Raw genomic sequence first — 19,738 nt, forward strand, 5'->3', positions numbered from 1 at the left:
GGCGACCTTGCCCGACCGCTCCTCGACGTACGACTTGCCGTCCGAGAAGCTGTCGAGCGCCACCAGGCCACCCTGCTTCTGGAACTGCGAGACGGACGCGGGCGAGGTGTTGAAGATCAGGCAGGGCGCGTTGCCCGCCGTGATCGCGGCACCGATGACCTCTTCGGAGCTCTTACCCGTCGGGATCTCCTGCGCGGTGACCTTCTGATCCGGGTGGGCCGCGTTCCAGGCAGCCACCATCTGCTTGCCCCAGGCCACTTCCTCGGCGTTGTTCGACAGCCAGACCGTGATCCCACCGCGGGTGGTGCTGTCCGAACTCCCGGTACCTCCGGTGCCGCATGCCGAGGTCACGGCCAGGGCAGCGACAAGTGCCGCGGCGGTGATGGTTCGCCTCATGGTTCCTCCAACGAGATTTCTGCGGTCGCCCACACTGTGAAAAGTCCGCACAGCAAGGACGTCTGTGACAGCAGCGCTTGGCCGCCTGCTACCGGGTGGCGCCGACCGGACTGGTCCGGGAGCGGGGCGCGCGATGAGCGAGCGAGGTCCGCAGCCGGGCCCGGCCGCGGTGGACCCGGCTGCCCACGGTGCCGACCTCGACACCGAGCAGGTCGGCGATCTCCTTGTAGGAGAAGGCCTCGATGTCGCGCAGTACGACGGCTGCCCGCACGCCCGGGGCGAGCTGACCCAGCGCGACCTGGACGTCTTGGTCAAGGGCGCGGGAGTCGAAGACCTGCGCCGGTCCGGGCTCCCGGGTCGGCAGCCGGCCGGCGAGGTCGGTGGACAGTTCGCCGAACGGGATCCGTCGGCGACGGCGGACCTGGTCGAAGAACAGGTTGGTCGTGATCCGGTACAGCCAGCCTTCGAACGTGTCCGGACGGTAGGTGTGCAGGTAACGGAAGACCCGCACGAAGACGTCGTGGGTGAGGTCCTCGGCGTCGTACCGGTTGCCCGTGAGGCGGTAGGCGAAGCGGTAGACCCGTGCTGAGTGCAGGCGGACGATCTCGTCCCAGGACGCCGGCTGCTTGCTGTCCATCATGGCTCGAAGCTGTCATTCAGGGCCGGGTGTTCGCGCCAGGGAAGGGCCCTGGTCCGCCAGGCCGGGGTGCCTGGTGGTCAGCCAGGGACGTGGGCAGTCGAATGACCGAAGCGCGGCCGCGCCGGGCCTTCGTACGTTGGCTTTCCGTTCTGCGGTCAGTTGAGAGGAATGCCATGGGCAGCACAGCAACCACGCCGGCACGGCCGGGCTTCGGGCTCGCGGCGGCGTCCGCGCTGGTCGTCGGGTCGGTGATCGGTACCGGTGTCTTCGCGCTGCCGAGCGCGCTCGCGGCGTACGGGCCGATCTCCTTGGTCGCGTTCGTCCTGGTCACCGTGGGTGCGATCGCCCTGGCGCTGACGTTCCGGTCGCTGAACGCGCGACTCCCGGGCTCCGGTGGTCCGTACGTCTACGCGCGGGACGCGTTCGGGGAGTTCGCCGGCTTCCTGAACGCCTGGAGCTACTGGATCACCGCCTGGGCGGGCAATGCGGCGATCGTGGTGGCCTGGGTCGGGTACGTCGAGGTCTTCTGGAACACCGGTCATCACCGGGCGTGGTCGGTGGTGATCGCGCTCGCCGGTCTCTGGCTGCCGGCCTTCGTCAACCTCGCGGGTCTGCGGAGTATCGCCGCCTTCCAGGTGGTGACCACGATCCTCAAGTTCGTGCCGCTGCTGCTGGTCTCGGTGATCGGGCTGTTCGCGATGAGCCGGGCCAACTTCGGCGCCTTCAACGCGTCGGGCGGGTCCGGCTGGAGCGCGATCAGCTCCGCGGGGGCGATCGCGTTGTTCAGCTACCTGGGTATCGAGACCGCCTCGGTCGCGGCCGGCCGGGTCCGGAAGCCGGAGCGCAACGTGGGCAGGGCGACGGTGCTCGGCACGCTCGCGTGCGCGGTGGTCTACCTGGTCGGCACCTTGGCGGTCTTCGGCACTGTGCCGCATACCGAACTGCTTGGTTCGACTGCGCCGTTCACGGATTCCGCCGATGCGATCTTCGGCGGGAGCTGGGCCGGGCGGACCGTTGGCGTGGCGGCGGTGGTGTCCGGCTTCGGCGCTCTGGTCGGGTGGACGCTCATCGTCGCCGAGATGCCGCGGGCGGCGGCCAGGGACGGAGTGTTCCCAGCTGTGTTCCTGCGGGAGAGTGGTACCGGCGTACCGGCGTTCGGGATCGTGTCATCCACAGTGCTCGCCTCGCTGCTCACTGTGGTCAGCTACACCTCGTTCGACCAGGTCTTCACCACCGTCGTGCTGCTTTCGGTGCTCACCTCGGTCATCCCGTACCTGTTCTCGGCCGCGGCGCAGGTGTACTGGCTCGCCACCGAGGCTCAGCTGCGGCATCCCCTCCACCTCGCACGCGATCTCACCGTCGGGCTGCTGGCATTGGTCTTCTCCTTCTGGGCGTTGCAGGGCAGCGGCGAGAAGGCCGTGTACTACGGCGTCTTCGGCCTCCTCCTCGGAGTGCCGGTCTACGTCTGGCACAAGGCCCGCAAGGGTGAGTACGGCGAGGTCAGCCCAACCGTGATCAGCCAAGGAGCGACCCGATGACCACCGACGTCCAGACCCCGCTGAGCGTGGGCATCCACTCCGAGGTCGGCCGCCTGCGCGAGGTGATGGTGCACCGGCCGGGGCTCGAACTCGATCGCCTCACCCCGGCCAACGCGCCCGGGCTGCTCTTCGACGACGTGATGTGGGCTGACAAGGCTCGCGAGGAGCACGACGCGTTCAGCGCTGTACTCGAGGATCGCGGGGTCCGCGTGCATCACTTCGCCACCCTGCTTGCCGAGGCCCTGGCCACCGACGAGGGACGGGCGTTCGCAGTCGAGCGGACCTGCACCGACGAGCGCTTCGGCCCGGCTCTGGCCCGGGATCTACGGGCCTTGCTGGCGGACACCGATCCAGCCGGGCTGGCCGAGTTGATGATCGGTGGGGTGGTCGCCTCGGACCTGCGGCCACTTGGCTGGTCCGGACTGGTCTGGTCCACCCAGGACGTCGACGACTTCGTCATCCCGCCGGTCCCGAACACTCTCTTCCAGCGCGACAACACCGCGTGGATCGGACACGGTACGACGGTCAACCCGATGGCCAAACCCGCCCGTCGCCGGGAGTCGCTGCACACCCGGACGGTCTACCGCCATCACCCGCTCTTCGCCGCCGCCCGGGCCGCCGGGCAGTTCGTTGTCCACTACGGAGACGACGATCTCGACCACGTGCCCGCGACCATGGAGGGCGGCGACATCCACGTACTCGACCACGACACCGTGTTGCTGGGGATGGGGGAGCGCACGACTCCGATGGGCGTCGAGGTGCTGGCGCGCAGCCTGTTCGCCTCGCACAGCGCGCGCCGGGTGCTCGCGATCGAACTCCCCAAGGCGCGCTCGGCGATGCACCTCGACACCGTGCTGACCATGGTCGACGTCGGGACGTTCGTGGCCTATCCGTACTTCGACACCGAGACCATCCGGATCTGGCAGCTGATGCCGACCGACGACCCGGACCGGCCCGAGGTGACCGAACTCGTCGGGCTGGAGCCGGCACTGGCCGAGGTGCTCGACCGGGACGACATCCGCGTCCTCCGCGCGGTGCAGGACCGGCGTACCGCCGAACGTGAGCAGTGGAACGACGCCGACAACTACCTCGCGCTCGCACCCGGCGTTGTCGTCGGCTACGAGCGCAACACCGACACCAACCGGCTGCTCGCCGACCATGGCATCGAGGTCATCCCCATCGTCGGCAGCGAACTCGGCCGTGGCCGCGGCGGATCGCGGTGCATGACGTGTCCGATCAGCCGCGACCCGATCTGAGGAGAAGCCATGACCACCACGACCGGAACCGTGACGACCCAGCGCGCGCCGGCGGCCGGCTCGCTGCTCACCGAGGCTTCGCTGGGCAGACGAGGCTTCCTGCGGCTCGTCGAACTGGCTGCCGAACTGAAGGACGCTCATGCCGCCGGCCTCGAGGTACGCCGGCTGGGTGGTAAGAACATCGCCCTGATCTTCGAGAAGGCCTCGACCCGTACCCGCTGCGCCTTCGAGGTCGCAGCAGCGGAGCAAGGCGCCAGTACGACGTACCTCGGACCCGAGGGCAGCCACATCGGCCGGGAGGAGAGCATCGCCGACACTGCGCAAGTGCTCGGCCACCTTTACGACGGAATCGAGTTCCGCGGCTTCGCTCAGGAGACGGTCGAGGAGCTGGCGGCGTACGCCGGAGTACCGGTCTGGAACGGATTGACCGACCAGTGGCATCCGACCCAGATGCTGGCCGATGTGCTGACCATCCGGGAGACCGTCTCGCCGGACCTGTCCGGGGTGGCCTGGACCTATGTCGGCGACGGGCGCAACAACGTGGCCCGGTCGATCCTCGTCACCGGCGCGATGCTCGGCATGAACGTCCGCATCGCCGCCCCGCCCTCGTTGCAGCCTCCACCGGACGTGCACGACCTCGCTGCCGGGCTGGCGGCCGAGTCCGGTGGCACGACCCTCGTCACCGATGACGTCGGTGAGGCGGTGGCCGGCACGGATGTCATCTACACGGATACCTGGGTGAGCATGGGCGAGCCGGACTCCGTGTGGGACGAACGCGTGGAGCTGTTGCGGCCGTACCGGGTGACTGCCGAGCTGATGGGCCGGTCCGGCAAGGCGAGCACGAGGTTCCTGCACTGCCTCCCGTCCGTCCACGACGAGAAGACCGAGCTCGGGCGGCGCGTGTTCGAGCGGTACGGCCTGTCCGGCGCCGAGGTCACCGACGAGGTCTTCATAGCGCCGGCGTCCGTGGTGTTCCAGCAGGCCGAGAACCGGATGCACACCATCAAGGCGGTCCTTGTCTCGAGCCTGGCCGGCTGATGCTGGTCGTTGCCGCTCTGGGCGGGAACGCCCTCCTGCGCCGCGGTGAGTCACCGGACCAGTGCGTGCAGCGCCACCATGTCGCCGAGGCCGCTACCGCCTTGGCCAAGGTGGCTGCCGACCACCAGTTGGTCGTGTGCCACGGCAATGGGCCTCAGATCGGGATGCTCGCCCTCGAGAGCGAGAGCGACGACCAGCTGACCGAGGCGTTCACACTCGACGTCCTCGGCGCCCAGACCCAGGGGATGATCGGCTACTGGCTGGTGCAGGAGCTGGCCAACGCAGGTCTGCCCGGGCCGGTCGCTGCGATCGTCACCCAGACCCGCGTGGATCCCGGCGACCCCTCGTTCGCGGCGCCGACCAAGCCGATCGGGCCGCTGTACGACGAGCAGCGCGCGCAGGAGCTGGCCAGTGCCCACACCTGGTCGATCGCCCCTGACTCGGGTGGCTGGCGCCGGGTTGTCCCGTCGCCTGCGCCGCTGACCCTGGTGGAGGAGGCAGTGATCGCGCGCCTCGTAGCGGAAGGCGTGACGGTCGTGTGCGGCGGCGGTGGCGGCGTACCGGTGGTTGGGGAGGCGGGTCGGCTGCGTGGGGTCGACGGGGTCGTGGACAAGGACCTCACGGCCGCGGTGCTGGCGGCGGCGTTGGGTGCCGAGCGTTTCGTCGTGCTGACGGACGTACCGGGTGTGATGCGCGACTTCGGGACGCCTGACCAGGAGCTGGTTCGCGAACTGCGGGTTGCCGACATCGAGCCGGGCGATTACCCAGCCGGCTCGATGGGACCGAAGCTCGCCGCTTGTGCCGACTTCGTTCGCAGGACCGGCCGGCCCGCCGCGATCGGCTCGCTGGAAGACGCAGCCCTCCTGGTCGCCGGCGAGGCCGGCACAGCGGTCAGCTTGTGAGCGCTGCCCTCGGTCATACGGTGACTCCTTCGAGTGCCGATGCGAGTTGGATTCGCTTGGTGATGCCTAGCTTGGGGAAGATTCGGTAGAGGTGCGAGCTGACAGTCCGTGGGGAGAGTGCCAGGACCGTGCCGATCTCCTTGTTCGTCAGGCCGCGGGCGGCCATCCGGGCGATCTGCAGCTCCTGTGGGGACAACGGCAACGACACCTCACGCGGTGCCGCTTCAGGCCGTACGCCGGCAGCGCGCAACTCGTGCGTGGCCCGGCGCTCCCACGGCCGCGCGTCCATCACCGTGAACATCCGCTGGGCGGTGACGAGGTGCCGACGGGCGTGGGCCGTCCGCCGGGTTCGGCGGAGCTGTTCGCCGCGGGCCAGATGAGCTCGCGCGCAGAGCCACGGCCAGCGGGCCGGATCGTGCGAGAGCAGCGCCTCGAAGCAGGCGTCGGCGTGCGCGGGATCGCTGAGCACGGCCGTCGCGTACAGCAGTTCGGCGAGCGCGATGTCGTTCTCGAAGAGGCCTTCCACATCGGCGAGGGCCGAGATCAGGGCGCGGGTCCGCCGCACCCGGCCGGCGTGCAACGCCGCGTCGGCCAGATGGCTCAGCAGGCCCCAGGCGACGAGATCGCGAATCGACGCGCGCGAATGATCGGTCAGGCCCGCGAGGATGTCGTAGCCGTCGACCCAGCGCTCGTGCGCGAGCAACTCGACCGCCTGGATCAGCTCGGCGCGATCGCGGCGAGCGGCACAGACGGAGAGCAGTGCGCCGTGCAGGATGCCGGACTCCGGTGGAACAGCCTGACCACGCCGGACGTCGAGCAATGAGGTCGCCAGGGCGACACGGTCCAGCCAGCGGGGCTGGACGGTCTCGGAGCTCAATTGCCTGGCCCTGAGCAGCGCAGCCGTGGCGGTCGACATCTGGCCGAGACACGCGGCTGCCTCGCCCATCAGGGCGTGCGCGACGGCAGCAGTTCCGCGCTCGTCGCGGCCCTCTAGTTCGCGGGCGGCACGCTCTAGCACCGGCAATGCCAGTGATACCGAACCAGTGTTGAGGGACACGAGGCCGGCCAAGGCCCTTGCCCCCGCCCGGCCTGCGGCGGGTGGAGCCAGTTGCTCAGCGGTCGTACCGAGCCGCTCGCCATCCCATGCGTCTGCTGGACAGGCCGCCAAGACAGCGAATGCGGCGGAGGTCTGGCCCCACTCCCGCAGTACGTTCGCGGCCGCGACCTGTTGCCGGCAAGTGCCCAGCCCAGGACCTGTACTGAGGAAGGCCGCCTCGAGTACGTCGATCACGTGCGCCATGTCCTCCCGAGGCTCGATCCGGCGGGCCGCCACCAGCAGTTCCCCGGCGCGCCGCCACAGCCCGGCCGCGAAGGCGCAGGCAGCGCCCTGCGTAAGCAGCCGGGCGCTCTCGCCGGGGTCCTCGCTCAGCCACGCGGCCCGATCGAACAGGTCGACCGCCTCCTCGTGCTGGGTCGCGGCCTGGAACCGCAACGCCGCCGATCGGGCTCGTCGTGCAGCAGCCTGGTTCGGCGCGAGATGCACCATCGCCTCGTGCCAGCTGCGGTTCAGCGGATCCCCGGCCAGGACCTCCGCCCACGCTCCGTGCACTTCCGCCATGGCCGACGGTGCCGCCGCATCGAGCACCTTGGTGACGACGCCGTCGTCCCTGAGCGTCAGGCCGGCCCTGCGACGGATGACCAGCCCGGCCTTGATCAGCGGGTCCACGTCCGGCTCCCCGACCGAGCGGCCCAGGATCAGTGAGGCGGCGGCGAACAGCCGCCACTCCTCTGCCAGCTCCTCGGTCGCGAGAAGCAGGAGAACGATGTGATCGGCGGAGGTGGGAGCAACGGGCACCGGAGCCGCGTTCAGCTGCGTGGTCATCTGGATCGACCTCCAGGGAGGATGAAGTTCGGGTGCGTCACCGAAGGACGCAGTGCCACCGTGCCGCGCGGGGGATCGGGTTCGCGCCCGTGGTGATCACTGGCCCGGTATCCCCGGGGGTACAGGCAGCATCGGCCCGTGCACCCAGGGCGAAGGTCGGTGGAGTTCGCTGCACGATCGCCTAGCATGGCCCGAAACGCTCTGCGGAAAGGGATGTCATCCGCTGAACAAGGCAGGTCTGGATGGAGTCGATCGGGAACTCCGCCGCATCTGGCCCGGCACGGCTGGTCGGACGCGACGACGAATGGTCGGAGCTGGAACGGTTGCTGGCCGCCGTGCGGTCGGGCGAGAGCCGTGTCCTTGTCCTCCGGGGCGACGCAGGCGTCGGCAAGTCGGCGCTGCTCGGCCAGATGGCCGCAGCTGCGGAGGACTGCGGGGTGCTGCGGGCCCAGGGCATCGAATCCGAGATGGAGCTCTCGTTCGCCACATTGCACCAGTTGTGTACGCCGTTGCTGGACCGGCTCCCGAACCTGCCGCGACTGCAGGCGGCGGCGCTGGAGACGGTCTTCGGCCTGCGGATCGCGTCCCCACCGGACCAGTTCTTGGTAGCGCTGGCGGTGCTGAGCCTGCTGTCCGACGCGTCCCGGGACCAGCCACTGGTGTGCCTCGTGGACGACGCACAGTGGATGGATCGTGCCTCCGTCCAGGTACTGGGCTTCGTCGCCCGGCGGCTACAGGCAGAGTCGGTGCTGATGATCCTCGCTACCCGGGAGCCGGGCGCCGAGCTGCAGGGACTGCCGGACCTGCCGGTGACAGGCCTGGGTGATGCTGATGCCCGGACGCTGCTGGACACCGTCACGCCGACGGCGTTGGACGAACGCATCCGCGACCGGATCGTGGCCGAGGCCAGGGGGAATCCGCTGGCCTTGCTCGAGTTCTCGCGAGGACTGAGCACGACTCAGGTGGCCGGTGGCTTCGGACTGCTGAACGCGACCGTGCCCGAGCAGCTCGAGCAGAGCTTCCTGAACCGGGTGGCGGAGTTGTCCCCGGCGACCCGGTTACTGATGCTCGTAGCGGCCGCGGAGCCACTAGGGGATGCAGACCTGACCTGGCGCGCGGCCGAGCGGCTCGGAGTCACCGTGGACGCGACGGTGGGGCAGGGCGCAGAAGACTTGCTGGCAGTGGACGAGAGCGTCACGTTTCGTCACCCGTTGGTGCGGACAGCCGTGTATCGGGCGGCCTCGACCGAGGAGCGTCGAGCCGTCCACCGAGCCCTTGCCGCCGTCACGGACGAGCACCTCGACCCGGAGCGCCGTGCCTGGCACCTTGCGGCAGCCGCGACCGGACCGGATGAGACGGTCGCCATCGAGCTGGAACTGGCAGCCGAGCGCGCCCAGGCGACTGGTGGCCTGCCTGCTGCCGCTGCGTTCCTGCAACGAGCGGTGATCCTCACCGGCGATGCGACGCTCCGGGCCGGGCGTGCCCTGATCGCCGCGGGTGCGAGCCTGCAGGCCGGGGACTTCGACGCCGCCCGGCGATTCGTCGAGGTTGCCGAGCGCAGCGACCCGGACGAGTTCCAGAGTGCCCAGGCCCGGCTCATGCGCGGTCAGCTCGCGTTCGCCTCCGGTCTGGGCGCCGATGCCGCGCCCCTCCTGCTGGACGCCGCGCAGCGGCTGCAGCCCTTCACGATCGACCTTGCCCGCGAGACCTACCTGATGGCTTGGGGAGCAGCGATCTTCGCGGGCCAGGGCGACATCATCATCGCAGTGTGCCGTGCGGTGGAGGAGTTGCCCGAGCCGGCCGAGCCGCGCCCGCTCGACCTGCTGCTTGAGGCTTATGCAGTTCTGACCACCGAGGGCCGTGCGGCAGCGACACCAGCCCTGCAGCGCGCAGCGGCGGCGACGGCGCGGCTGCCGGTGGAGGACGTGCTGCGGTGGGGCTGGGTGGCCACCGGAGCGTGCTCGGCCGTGTGGGACCAGGAGACGATGCTTTCGACGTTCACGCGGCAGGTCCAGCTGGTCCGGGAGGCCGGCGCTCTGGTGCAGCTCCCGATTCACATCTCCACCTTGGCCGTGGCGCTCACCGGCCGGGGAGAGTTCGGAGCCGCGGCGACGCTGATCGACGAGGCAGACGCGGCGGCTGCGGCTACCGGGATCCCGCTTGCGCCGTACCCGGCCTTGTGGCTGGCGGCCCTGCGTGGCCGAGAGGCCGAGGCTTCGGCGCTGATCGCCGAGACGATCGGGTGGGCCGGCGCCACCGGGCAGCGACACGGGGTGACGACCGCGCAGTGGGCATCGACCGTTCTGCACAACGGGCTGGCCAAGTACGACACTGCCGCCGCGGCAGCCCGGGAGGCCACCGCCAACAACTACGAGCCGTGGGTCTCGGCCTGGGCACTCCCTGAGCTCATCGAGGCGGCCGAACGGCTGGGTGACGACTCCTCGGCCCGCGAGGCACTGGACCGCCTGGTGCAGAGTACGACGCCGTCAGGTACCGATTGGGCGCTCGGGATCGAGGCCAGGTCGCGGGCGCTGATCAGTACCGGTACCGAGGCCGACGCGTTGTACCGCGACGCCATTGAGCGCCTGGGTAGGACCAAGATGGCGCCGGAGCTTGCCCGGGCCCGTCTGCTGTACGGCGAGTGGCTGCGTCGCGATAGCCGGCGGGTCGACGCGCGGGAGCAGCTTCGGATCGCGCACGAGTCCTTCTCTGCGATGGGCATGGAGGCGTTCGCCGAGCGGGCTCGCCGCGAGCTGGTGGCGACGGGGGAGAAGGCGCGCCGGCGCTCGGTCGAGACCCGTACCGACCTCACTGCGCAGGAGCTGCAGATCGCATCGCTGGCTCGCGAGGGGTTGTCCAACCAGGAGATCGGCGCCCGGCTGTTCCTCAGCTCCCGGACCGTTGAGTGGCACCTGCGGAAGGTGTTCAGCAAACTCGGGATCAGCTCCCGCCGCGGACTCCGCGACGCGCTGCCCAGCCGAGAGCAACTGTCGACGGCCTAGGGTTCAGTCCCGCAAGGCAGGTGGTTGTCGCGGCGAGACCAGTAGTGACGACTGGGTCCAAGACGGGGGCCGGGCTGAAGGATGACAGCCATGGTCAACGGTGCGGAAGCAATCGTCAGTACCGGTCTCCTGGGACGTCAGGCGGAGACTGCCCAGCTACGGGCGGTACTCCGGTCGGCGCAGGACGGGCAGAGCGCAGTACTAGTGATTCGTGGTGGTGCGGGGGTCGGGAAGTCCGCTGTGCTGGAGCATGCCCTCGAAGGAACCGAGGACATGCGGGTTCTGCGCGCGCTGGGGGTCGAGTCGGAGATGGAGCTCGCCTTCGCGGCGCTGCACCAACTCTGTGCTCCGCTGATCGGCAAGCTACGAGAGCTGCCAGCACCGCAGCGGACCGCGCTCGAGACCGTCTTCGGCCTGAAGGTCGGTACTCCGCCGGATCGCTTCCTGGTCGGCCTAGCGGTGCTGAGCCTGATCTCGCTGGCCGCCGAGGAGCAGCCCATCTGCTGCGCGGTGGACGACGCCCAGTGGCTCGATCGGGCCTCGGCCCAGGTGCTCGGGTTCGTGGCCCGGCGACTGCTCGCCGAGCCGGTCGCCTTTCTGTTCGCCGCGCGCCAGTCGGGGGACGAGTTGCTCGGCCTCCCGGAACTCGAGCTGACCGGCCTGCGAGACAGCGATGCCCGGTCTTTGCTGGACGCGGTGACCCACGCGCGTCTGGATCACCGGATCCGCGATCAGCTGGTGGCGGAAACCCGGGGCAATCCGCTCGCCCTCGTGGAGCTTCCTCGTGGGCTGACCACGACGCAGCTGGCGGGTGGCCTGGGGCTGCTGACGGCCGGCACTCTGCCCGGACAGATCGAACAGAGCTTCCGGCACCGGGTCCAGGAGCTGCCGGAGAGCACCCGGATGCTGCTCCTGATCGCAGCGGCTGATCCGGTCGGCGATCCCACCCTTACCTGGCGGGCCGCGGAGCGGCTCGGTATCAAGGTGAACGAGGCCCTCGACAATGGGACCGACGGTCTGCTGACCATCGACGAACGGATCAGGTTCCGGCATCCGCTGGTGCGCTCGGCCGTCTACGGGTCGGCCACCGCCGCGGACCGTAGGACGGTACATCTCGCACTCGCCGACGTCACCGATCCGCTTCGCGATCCGGATCGCCGGGCTTGGCACCTGGCCACAGCCGCGGCCGGTCCGGACGAGTCGGTGGCTGCCGAACTGGAGCGGTCGGCCGAGCGCGCCCAGGGTCGTGGTGGTCTGGCCGCCACCGCCGCCTTCCTGCAGCGGGCGGTGATCCTCACCTCGGACGTCGGACGGAGAGCAGACCGTGCGGTGGCCGCGGCCCGCGCCAGCCTGCACGCGGCCGATCTCGGCGCCGCCCGCCGGTACGCCGAGATCGCGGCCCACGATGCCCAGGACGAGTTCCAGGACGCGCAGGCGCTGTTGGTGCGGAGCCAGATCGCCTTCGCCGCCGGGCTCAACAACGAGGCCCTTCCGTTGTTGCTCGAGGCGGCGCGGCAGTTGGAGCCGTTCGACATGGACTTCGCCCGGGAGACCTATCTGGTGGCGTGGGGGTCGGCAGCGCTGATCGCCGCGGACCGCGACAGCCTGGAGGAGATCTCCCAGGCCGTCGTGCGATTGCCGCCGGTGAGCGGAGAGCCCCGGCCGCTCGACCTCGTCCTGGACGGTTGCGCGCGGTTGGTCACCTCCGGTCGAGCGGTGGCGATTCCATTGCTGCAGAAGGCGGCGGCCGCCATCGCCGAACTGCCGGCCCGGGACGTACTTACCTGGGGTTGGCAGGCCAATGGAGTCAGCGGCACGATCTGGGACGACGAGTTCATGCGCTCCACCTACACCCGCGAGGTGGAGCTGGTGCGGGCAGCCGGTGCGCTGACCGAGCTGCCGATCCACCTCATCTCCCTGGGGGTGGCCATCACCTGGACCGGGGACTTCGCCGCCGCCGACGCGGTCGTCGGCGAGGGAGACCTGGTCGCCACGGCTACCGGTACCCACCTCGCGCCCAACGCCAAGCTGATGCTGAGCGCCCTTCGCGGCAAGGAGGCGGAGGCGGTCCCGCTCATCACCACGACGATGGAGCAGGCCGGCGCCGTACGTCAGCTGATGGGCGTCACGTGCGCCAACTGGGCCGCCGCCATCCTCTACAACGGACTGGCCAGGTATGAGCTGGCCGTGCAGGCGGCCCAGGTGTGCACGAGCATCGGCGAGCTGTGGGTCTCGGTCTGGGTACTGCCCGAGCTGGTCGAGGCCGCGGACCGGATCGGCGACGACGAGGTCGCTCGGTCCGCGCTGGCCCGTCTGTGGGAGGCGACCGAGCCGTGCGGGACGGATTGGGCGCTGGGGATTCTGGCTCGGTCGCGAGCGCTGTTGGCTGACGACGCGTCGGCGGGCGCGCTCTTCGAGGAGGCGGTCGAACGGCTGGGCCGGACCCGGCTGCGGCCGGAGTTGGCGCGTGCACATCTGCTGTACGGCGAATGGGCGCGTCGCGGCGGCCGGCGCGACGTTGCGGGGGATCGGCTGCGTACGGCGTACCAGATGTTCGTTTCGATCGGGATGGAGGCGTTCGCGGAGCGGGCGCGCCGGGAGTTGCAGGCGATGGGGGAGCCGGTGCGGAGGACCACCGCGCACTCGTCGGCCGGCGACGACCTGACGCCGCAGGAGCGGCAGATCGCGTTGATGGTGCGAGCCGGGCTGTCGAATCCCGAGATCGGGGCCCGCCTTTTCCTGAGCCCGCGGACCGTCGAGTGGCATCTGCGCAAGGTGTTCGCCAAGCTCTCGATCACCTCCCGCAGGCAGGTCCGCGAGGCACTCCGCGACGCCGGCTGGGCACCGGACGAGCTGATCGACGAGCCGGCGGACGACGTCAGGCGATGAGTTGCTGGCCGCCGTCGACGTCGAAGGTCGCGCCGGTGACGGCGGTGTTGAGCATCAGGTGGAGGATCGTCGCGGCGACGTCGGTGGCACTCACCACGCGCCGGATGGGCAGGGTCTGCCGGAGCTCTTCCTTGCGTTCGTCGAGTTGGTCGCCGAGCAGTCGCGCTGACAGCGGGGTGTCGACGAACCCGGCGGCGACGGCGTTGACCCGGATCGGGGCCAGCTCGACCGCCGCGTTCGCCGCGATGACGGGCACCGAAGCGGCGGCGATCGCGGCCACGGTCAGCCCTGGCGCCGGCCGCCGGGCGTGGGAGCCGGTCAGCAGGGTGAGCGAGCCACCCGGTCGTACTCGTCCGGCCGAGCAGCGAGCGACCCGGAGCGAACCCAGCAAGTGCTCGTCGAGAACGCGCCGTGCCGCATCGAGATCCAGCTCGGCGATCGTCTCGTACGTCGGTCCGCCACCGGTCACCAAGACGTGGTCGATCGGCGCCGGCAGACTCCCGAAGAACGACTCGAGGCCGGCCGTGTCACCGAGGTCGAGTCGTGCCGTACGGGCCGCCCCGACTGCGACACCGGCCCGGTCGAGCCGGGCACTGTCCCGCCCGGTGAGCATCACCTCGGCGCCCGATTCCCTTGCCAGCCGGGCCGTCTCGAGTCCGATCCCGGAGCTGCCGCCGAGCACGACGACGGTCTGACCTTCGAGAGCGTTCATCTGGATCTCCAATGGTTGTGGTGGAACCGGTTCAGGACTTCGGGGAGCCGGCCGGGTCGGGGAGGAGGCAGACGGCTACTCGGGGAGACGGGGCCGGCATCCGGTTGTGCGGGGTGCGGTCGCGGGAGACGTACACGATGGTGAGCAGGGCAGCGGCGACGCACAGGCCGGCGATGACGAGCATGGCGGTGGAGAAGCGACTGGCCAGTGGCTCGGCGAGGCTCTTTGCGCTGCCGGCGCCGAGTAGGAGCGGTACCAGGGCAACCATCACCACACCTCCCACCCGGGACGCCGCATCGTTGATCGCCGAGGCTTCACCGAGGTCGTTGTCGTCCACAGCGGCCAATACGCCCGCGGTGAGCGGGGCTACCGCCAAGCCGATGCCGAGTCCCCAGAGCAGCGCGCCCGGCAGGACGGCCGAGACGTACGAGTCGCCGGCCTTCGTGGTCGACAGCCAGCCGAACCCGGCCGCGACGATCAGGATGCCGATGGCCATCGGCCACCGAGTGCCGATCCGCGCCACCAGGCCGCCGACGAAGGGCGACACCAGCAGGAAGACGACCGACTCCGGGATGAGCGCCGCACCGGTCTCCGTGGCGCTGAACCCCAACTGCAGCTCGCATTGGAGCACCACCAGGTAACTAGCGGCAGCGAGCGCACCGTAGAACAGCAGGGTGGCCGCGTTGATCGCATCGAACTGGCGCGACTTGAACAGCGCCAACCTCAGTAGCGGTGTCGACCGGTGCTGCTCGAGCGGTACGAGACCAGCCAGGCTCAGGATGCCGACGAGGCCGAAGACGAGCACCACCGGGTCGTCCCAGCCACGGCCAGGTCCCTCGGTCAGCGCATAGATGATTCCGCCCAGCCCGGCGATGGCGAACAATGCGCCGAGCAGGTCCAGCGAGAGAGGACGTGGCGCCCAGGTGACCTCAGGTACCCGGGTGATCACGAGCAGAGCCGCGATGATCAGCGGGAGGTTGAGCAGGAAGACGTAACGCCAGGAGGCATGGTCCACCAGCCAGCCGCCGCCGTACGGCCCGAAGGTGCTGCTGAGGGTCGCCAGACCGGCCCAGATGCCGATCGCGCGGGCCCGGTCGGAGGGAACCAGCGTCCCGTTGAGCAAAGCGAGGCTGCTCGGCACCACCAGGGCGCCGCCCGCTCCCTGGAGCAGCCGAGCGACTACCAACGTGCCGACCGACCCGGCAGCGGCACAGCCGATCGAGGCGACCAGCATGACGAGCAAGCCGGCGACCAGTACCCGCCGGCGGCCGAAGTGGTCAGCCAGGGCACCGGCGAGCAGCAGCAACGCGGCGACCGTGATCAGGTACCCGGTCAGCACCCACTGGAGCTGGCTGACGCCGGCGTCCAGGTCCTCGGCGATGGCCGGTACCGCGACGTTGATCATGAACGCGTCCAGGAACCCGATCATCGAGGCCAGCACCGTCGCCGCCACCAGAGCGACTCCGGCCGGACTGCGCAGCGCGACCAGTTCTCCGCTGCCGCCGACTCTCGCCCGCGACCGTGTCTCATCCGTCATTGGCTGCTCCTCGTCCTGGATTGGGACTGCATGGTCGACCTCAACGTGGTCGGTCAGTGCCCGGGGAGCGCCCGCCACCGGGGGAGGTCCTCGAGATGGACGTCGTACCGGTCCTGGTCGGGTAGCAGCGACGAGAGCTCCGCCTCACCGCGGCTGATCGCGCCGAGGCGTTCGAAGTAGCTGAACCGTTCGATCCCTGGGCTCAGTACGACGAACACATCGGCCGTCTGGCCCTCCGCCGCCCCGAACACGTGCACCAGCCCGGGCGGGATGATGACCAGGCCGCCCTTGCCCACGGTCGTCAGGGTGTCGCCGAGCCGGAAGAGCATGCTCCCGTCGAGGACGTAGAAGACCTCGTGGGAACGCTTGTGGTGGTGGGGCGGGGCTCCATCGGCCCCGGTGGTCAACGTGAGCCGGCTGGCGCTGACCGCGCCGCCGTCGGCCAGTAGCTCGAACGCGCCGTTCGTGAGTGAGGCGCCGGCAGCCTCTCCGGGCTGCACGACCAGGGCAGTGGTGATCGCTTCCATGACGACTCCTTCGAGAGGGTTACCTAGCTGTCCCTGTCGAGGATCGCCGACGGTTCCGGTGCAGGCGCCAGGGTTTGCCACTGGTCCGGCGTACCAGGGAGATCAGCGGATTGCGGTCTCGTAGCCGTTCAGGAACGGTAGGTCGCGCAACTGGCGGCGCGAGGTGATGGACAACTTGTCGAAGATCTTCCGCAGATGCCATTCGACAGTGCGCGGGCTGATGAACAGCCGGGTGCCGACCTCCGCGTTCGACAGGCCGTCGCGGACCAGCAGCGCGATCTGCTGCTCCTGCGGAGTCAACGCCTCGACGGTCGCGGGAGTGGCCGCCTGCTTCCGGACGGTCTCTCCGGTTGCCTGCAGCTCCCGGCGAGCCCGGTCCGCGAACGCATCCATACCGATGGCGGTGAACAGGTCGTAGGCGGACCGTAGCTCCGAACGCGCCTCGGTCCGGCGGCCCTTCCGGCGCAGCCACTCGCCGTACAGCAGGCGTGTCCGGGCCAGATCCGGTCGCAGCCTGGTGCTGGTCAGCAGCTCGATTGCTTCGACGTACGCGGCGTCGGCGTCATCGTCGTCGGCCTGTACGAGCGCACGGCCGCGGGCCTCGACGGCCAGCGCCCAGGGCTTGTCGGAGTACCGGGTGCCTTCCTGGAGCCGGGTCAGCGCCGCGGCCGCCTCGCCGCTGTGTCCGGTCCGGGTCGCGGCCTCGATCAGTTCGCTCAGCGCCCACGCCGACAACCAGAGCTCGGGGGTGTCCTCGCTCGCCAGCCGGGCGAGCAGCAGCGCTTCGTCATGGCGGCCGAGAGCGTTCAGGATGATCGCCTTGGCCCACTGGGCGTAGCGGACCGCCGTCCCCTGCCCTTCCGCGGTCGCGCCGGCGATCGTCTCGTCGATCAGCTGGAACGCCTCGTCCTCGTTGCCCCGGAACGCGGTCAGCACCAGCGCCCCGTACGGCGCGACATGGGTGCCGGTCGCCTCTCGGACGGCGTCCGCCTCGGCCCTCAGCGCGGTCGCCTCGGTGAAGTCACCGGCGAAGGCAGCCACTTGCTCCAGGACGTTGACGCCGACCACGAGGACGGCGAGGGCCCCGGCGGCGCGGGCTGCTTCGACCTGCCGGCCGGCCGTGGCGAAACAGCCCTCGAAGTCCCAGGTCGTCGCGGCAGCCACCGTGCCGAGCCAGCCCCAGCGGAGTGCTTCCTCGTTGGAGATCTCCGGTCCACTGAACGCGGCGGCCGCTTGTTCGAGCAACGGCACCGCGTCCTGGCGGCCCTCGACGAAGAGCATGGCGAGTCCGTCCAGGAGCAGGTCCGAACTCTGCGGCGCGCCCTCGGGCATCGCGGTCGCCCTGGCCGCGCGGGAGACCTCGCGGAGACCGACGGTACGGGCCAGCCGGCCGGCGAACAGGGCCGCGCTCCAGGCGTCCAGATAGGTGTCCCTCGCGAGCCGCGGGTCCAGCGGCTCGAGCGTCTGCGCCGCCCGCAACAGCAGTCCCGCGGCGTCACGCCCACGCTGTTGGGAGAACGCGGCCTCCGCGCGGATCAGGTCGATCCGGGCCCGGCCGAGGTCGTCGAGCTGACCCGCTTCGGCTGTCGCGAGCAGCATCGACGCGGTCGGGAAGGCACCGGCCCGGAGACTCGCATAGGCCCCGGCGAGCGCGCGCTGAGTCCGGCGGGCGGGGTCGACGGTCAGCGCGACCGCACGCTGCAGGCAGGCCGCGGCAGCCGCGAAACCGCCCCGGGCCTGCGCGCGATCGGCCGACCGTTCCAGGGCGAGCGCGACCTCCTCGTCGGGACCGGTCGCGGCCGCGGCCAGATGCCAGGCGCGTCGATCGGGATCGGCCGTCGCATTCGTCGCGTCGGCGAGGGCCAGGTGGATCGCCTGGCGCTCGGTGGCCGACGCTGCTCCGTACAGCGCGGACCGGACCAGTGGATGCCGGAACGTCACCCGCTCGCCCACGGTGAGCAGGCTGGAGACCTCCAGGAAGTCGGCGGCGAGGCCGAGCAGGTCGGCGGCGCGGTGCACCACGACGGGATCGCCCTCCGGCTCCGCGGCCGCGACCAAAAGCAGCCGCTGGGTCTGCGCAGGCAGCGCCTCCGTCTGGCGCAGGAAGCTCTGCTCGATCCGCACCGGGAGGCCGGCGCCGCCGGCCAGACCGAAACCGGCCGCGAGCTGCGTCGCGGTCAGGCCGCGGGGAAGCTCAAGCAGCGCCAGCGGGTTGCCGCCGGTCTCGGCCACGATCCGGTCCCGGATCGGAGCGTCGAGCAGGAACTCGACGGATGACCCGAGCAACGCCCGCGCGTCGTGGTCGGCCAGGCCGGTGACGGTCAGCTCGGGGAGATCGTGCAGCTCGACCCGGGCCTCGCGGGCACCGAAGACGAGGCCGGCCGCCTCGGCGCCCAGCCGCCGGGCGACGAAGCCGAGCGTCTGGGCGGTGGCCGTGTCCAGCCACTGGGCGTCGTCGACGATGACGAGGACCGGCTTCTCCCCGGCCAGGTCCGAGATCAGGCTCAGTACTCCCAGCCCGACGATGAAGCGATCGGGTGCCGGCCCCGGAGCCAGGCCGAAGATGGTCGCCAGCGCCTGCTGCTGGGGTTCCGGGATCCGGTGCAGCCGGCCGAGGATCGGTGCGCACAACTGGTGCAGCGCCGCGAACAACAGCTCCATCTCGGACTGGACGCCGACGGCACGCAGGACCCGGAGGTCGGTGGCGGAGTTCGCCAGGTGGTCGAGCAGCGCGGTCTTCCCGACCCCGGCCTCGCCCAGCACGACCAGGGCGCGGCTCTCGCCGCCTCGCAGGCCGGTGAGCACGCGGTCCAGCGTGGCGCGCTCGGATCGGCGCCCGAGCAGTTGCGTTGCCGGCGCCCCTCCCGCGGCCTGGCCGCGAATCCCGTCGTCTGGACCCACCGTCCGCCGCCCTTCAAGCGTCGCGCCCACGCTCTAACCCGGGCGCGGCCGTCGAACTGGCTCAGCCTAAAACGCGATCGTCCCCATGGCCAGCATGCTCCCCGCCCGTCAGACACCCAGCTGGCTGGTGAGCTTCAGCGGCTCGATGGTGGTCGCGTAGCGCGGGGTGCCGGGTGGTTCGATGTCTTCCCAGGATCCGGTGTACTTCGTCGCGATCGCGCGTTCCAGCGCGCAGTCGGGATCCGGTGTGAGGTCACCGATCGTCCCGCGGAGCTCTACGTAGTAGGTCGGTCGGGCCGGATCGACGACGACCAGGGTGATCCGTGGATCGCGGCGCAGGTTCCGCAGCTTCTGCCGTCCTTCGACCAGGCTGATCCGGACGGCGTCTCCGTCCCAGAGGAACCACAGCGGTGTCGTCTGCGGTTCGCCGTGCTTGCCCAGGGTTGATACGAAGGCGACCGCGGTCGAACTCAGCAGGTCGTGGAAGGCTGCCGGGATCTCCATCCCGGCAGCCTACG

The 19,738-nt window shown here is 70.3% G+C and carries 14 protein-coding genes; 6 read left to right on the forward strand and 8 right to left on the reverse strand.

Annotated elements, in window-relative coordinates; translation table 11 throughout:
* Both ABD768_RS42060 and ABD768_RS42065 read right to left on the reverse strand, forming a co-directional pair.
* The coding region (locus ABD768_RS42060) for an extracellular solute-binding protein (RefSeq protein ID WP_344850445.1) at nt 1-396 on the reverse strand (396 nt) is incomplete at its 3' end.
* An 88-nt stretch (nt 397-484) separates the two neighbouring features.
* Nucleotides 485-1,036 carry a sigma-70 family RNA polymerase sigma factor gene (locus tag ABD768_RS42065; protein ID WP_344850447.1) on the reverse strand — a complete coding sequence of 184 codons (552 nt, stop codon included), beginning with the start codon at nt 1,034-1,036 and terminating at the stop codon, nt 485-487.
* A gap of 173 nt (nt 1,037-1,209) precedes the next feature.
* Between ABD768_RS42065 and ABD768_RS42070 the strand changes: the two genes are divergently transcribed.
* From ABD768_RS42070 to ABD768_RS42085, 4 genes are read left to right on the forward strand one after another with little or no spacing between them, the layout of a single operon-like run.
* Nucleotides 1,210-2,574, forward strand: coding sequence for an amino acid permease (locus ABD768_RS42070; protein WP_344850449.1), 1,365 nt, complete (start codon nt 1,210-1,212; stop codon nt 2,572-2,574).
* Nucleotides 2,571-3,830 (forward strand): arginine deiminase, encoded by a 1,260-nt coding sequence (locus tag ABD768_RS42075; protein ID WP_344850452.1) that lies wholly within the window; start codon nt 2,571-2,573, stop codon nt 3,828-3,830. Before ABD768_RS42070 ends, ABD768_RS42075 begins: the two co-directional genes overlap by 4 nt.
* A gap of 9 nt (nt 3,831-3,839) precedes the next feature.
* Nucleotides 3,840-4,868 carry an ornithine carbamoyltransferase gene (gene argF, locus ABD768_RS42080; RefSeq protein WP_344850454.1) on the forward strand — a complete coding sequence of 343 codons (1,029 nt, stop codon included), beginning with the start codon at nt 3,840-3,842 and terminating at the stop codon, nt 4,866-4,868.
* Nucleotides 4,868-5,770, forward strand: a complete 903-nt coding sequence (locus tag ABD768_RS42085; RefSeq protein WP_344850456.1) for a carbamate kinase — start codon at nt 4,868-4,870, stop codon at nt 5,768-5,770. The genes argF and ABD768_RS42085 overlap by 1 nt, the downstream gene beginning before the upstream one ends.
* A 13-nt stretch (nt 5,771-5,783) precedes the next feature.
* Here ABD768_RS42085 and ABD768_RS42090 read toward each other — a convergent pair whose 3' ends face one another.
* Nucleotides 5,784-7,652: a LuxR C-terminal-related transcriptional regulator gene (locus tag ABD768_RS42090; protein WP_344850458.1), complete on the reverse strand. Its 1,869-nt coding sequence runs from the start codon at nt 7,650-7,652 to the stop codon at nt 5,784-5,786.
* A 242-nt stretch (nt 7,653-7,894) separates the two neighbouring features.
* Here ABD768_RS42090 and ABD768_RS42095 point away from each other — a divergent pair, with 242 nt between their 5' ends.
* Nucleotides 7,895-10,654 carry an ATP-binding protein gene (locus tag ABD768_RS42095; RefSeq protein ID WP_344850460.1) on the forward strand — a complete coding sequence of 920 codons (2,760 nt, stop codon included), beginning with the start codon at nt 7,895-7,897 and terminating at the stop codon, nt 10,652-10,654.
* A gap of 90 nt (nt 10,655-10,744) precedes the next feature.
* Nucleotides 10,745-13,543, forward strand: a complete 2,799-nt coding sequence (locus tag ABD768_RS42100; protein WP_344850462.1) for an ATP-binding protein — start codon at nt 10,745-10,747, stop codon at nt 13,541-13,543.
* Here ABD768_RS42100 and ABD768_RS42105 read toward each other — a convergent pair.
* From ABD768_RS42105 to ABD768_RS42125, 5 genes are all read right to left on the reverse strand, one after another.
* A complete protein-coding gene (locus ABD768_RS42105; RefSeq protein ID WP_344850464.1) occupies nt 13,533-14,255 on the reverse strand; it encodes an SDR family oxidoreductase in 723 nt (240 codons plus the stop codon). The genes ABD768_RS42100 and ABD768_RS42105 overlap by 11 nt on opposite strands.
* A 31-nt stretch (nt 14,256-14,286) precedes the next feature.
* Nucleotides 14,287-15,792, reverse strand: a complete 1,506-nt coding sequence (locus ABD768_RS42110; RefSeq protein ID WP_344850466.1) for a DHA2 family efflux MFS transporter permease subunit — start codon at nt 15,790-15,792, stop codon at nt 14,287-14,289.
* A 53-nt stretch (nt 15,793-15,845) separates the two neighbouring features.
* The gene (locus ABD768_RS42115; protein WP_344850468.1) at nt 15,846-16,319 is read right to left on the reverse strand and encodes a cupin domain-containing protein; all 474 of its coding nucleotides are present in this window, start codon (nt 16,317-16,319) and stop codon (nt 15,846-15,848) included.
* A 102-nt stretch (nt 16,320-16,421) separates the two neighbouring features.
* Nucleotides 16,422-19,220 carry an ATP-binding protein gene (locus ABD768_RS42120; RefSeq protein WP_344850471.1) on the reverse strand — a complete coding sequence of 933 codons (2,799 nt, stop codon included), beginning with the start codon at nt 19,218-19,220 and terminating at the stop codon, nt 16,422-16,424.
* Nucleotides 19,221-19,328: 108 nt separating this feature from the next.
* Complete coding sequence (locus ABD768_RS42125; RefSeq protein ID WP_344850473.1) at nt 19,329-19,724, reverse strand: PPOX class F420-dependent oxidoreductase; 396 nt, start codon at nt 19,722-19,724, stop codon at nt 19,329-19,331.
* Nucleotides 19,725-19,738 lie beyond the last annotated feature (14 nt).

The organism is Kribbella ginsengisoli (genome assembly GCF_039537185.1).
In the GTDB taxonomy this organism is placed as follows: Bacteria; Actinomycetota; Actinomycetes; order Propionibacteriales; family Kribbellaceae; genus Kribbella; species Kribbella koreensis.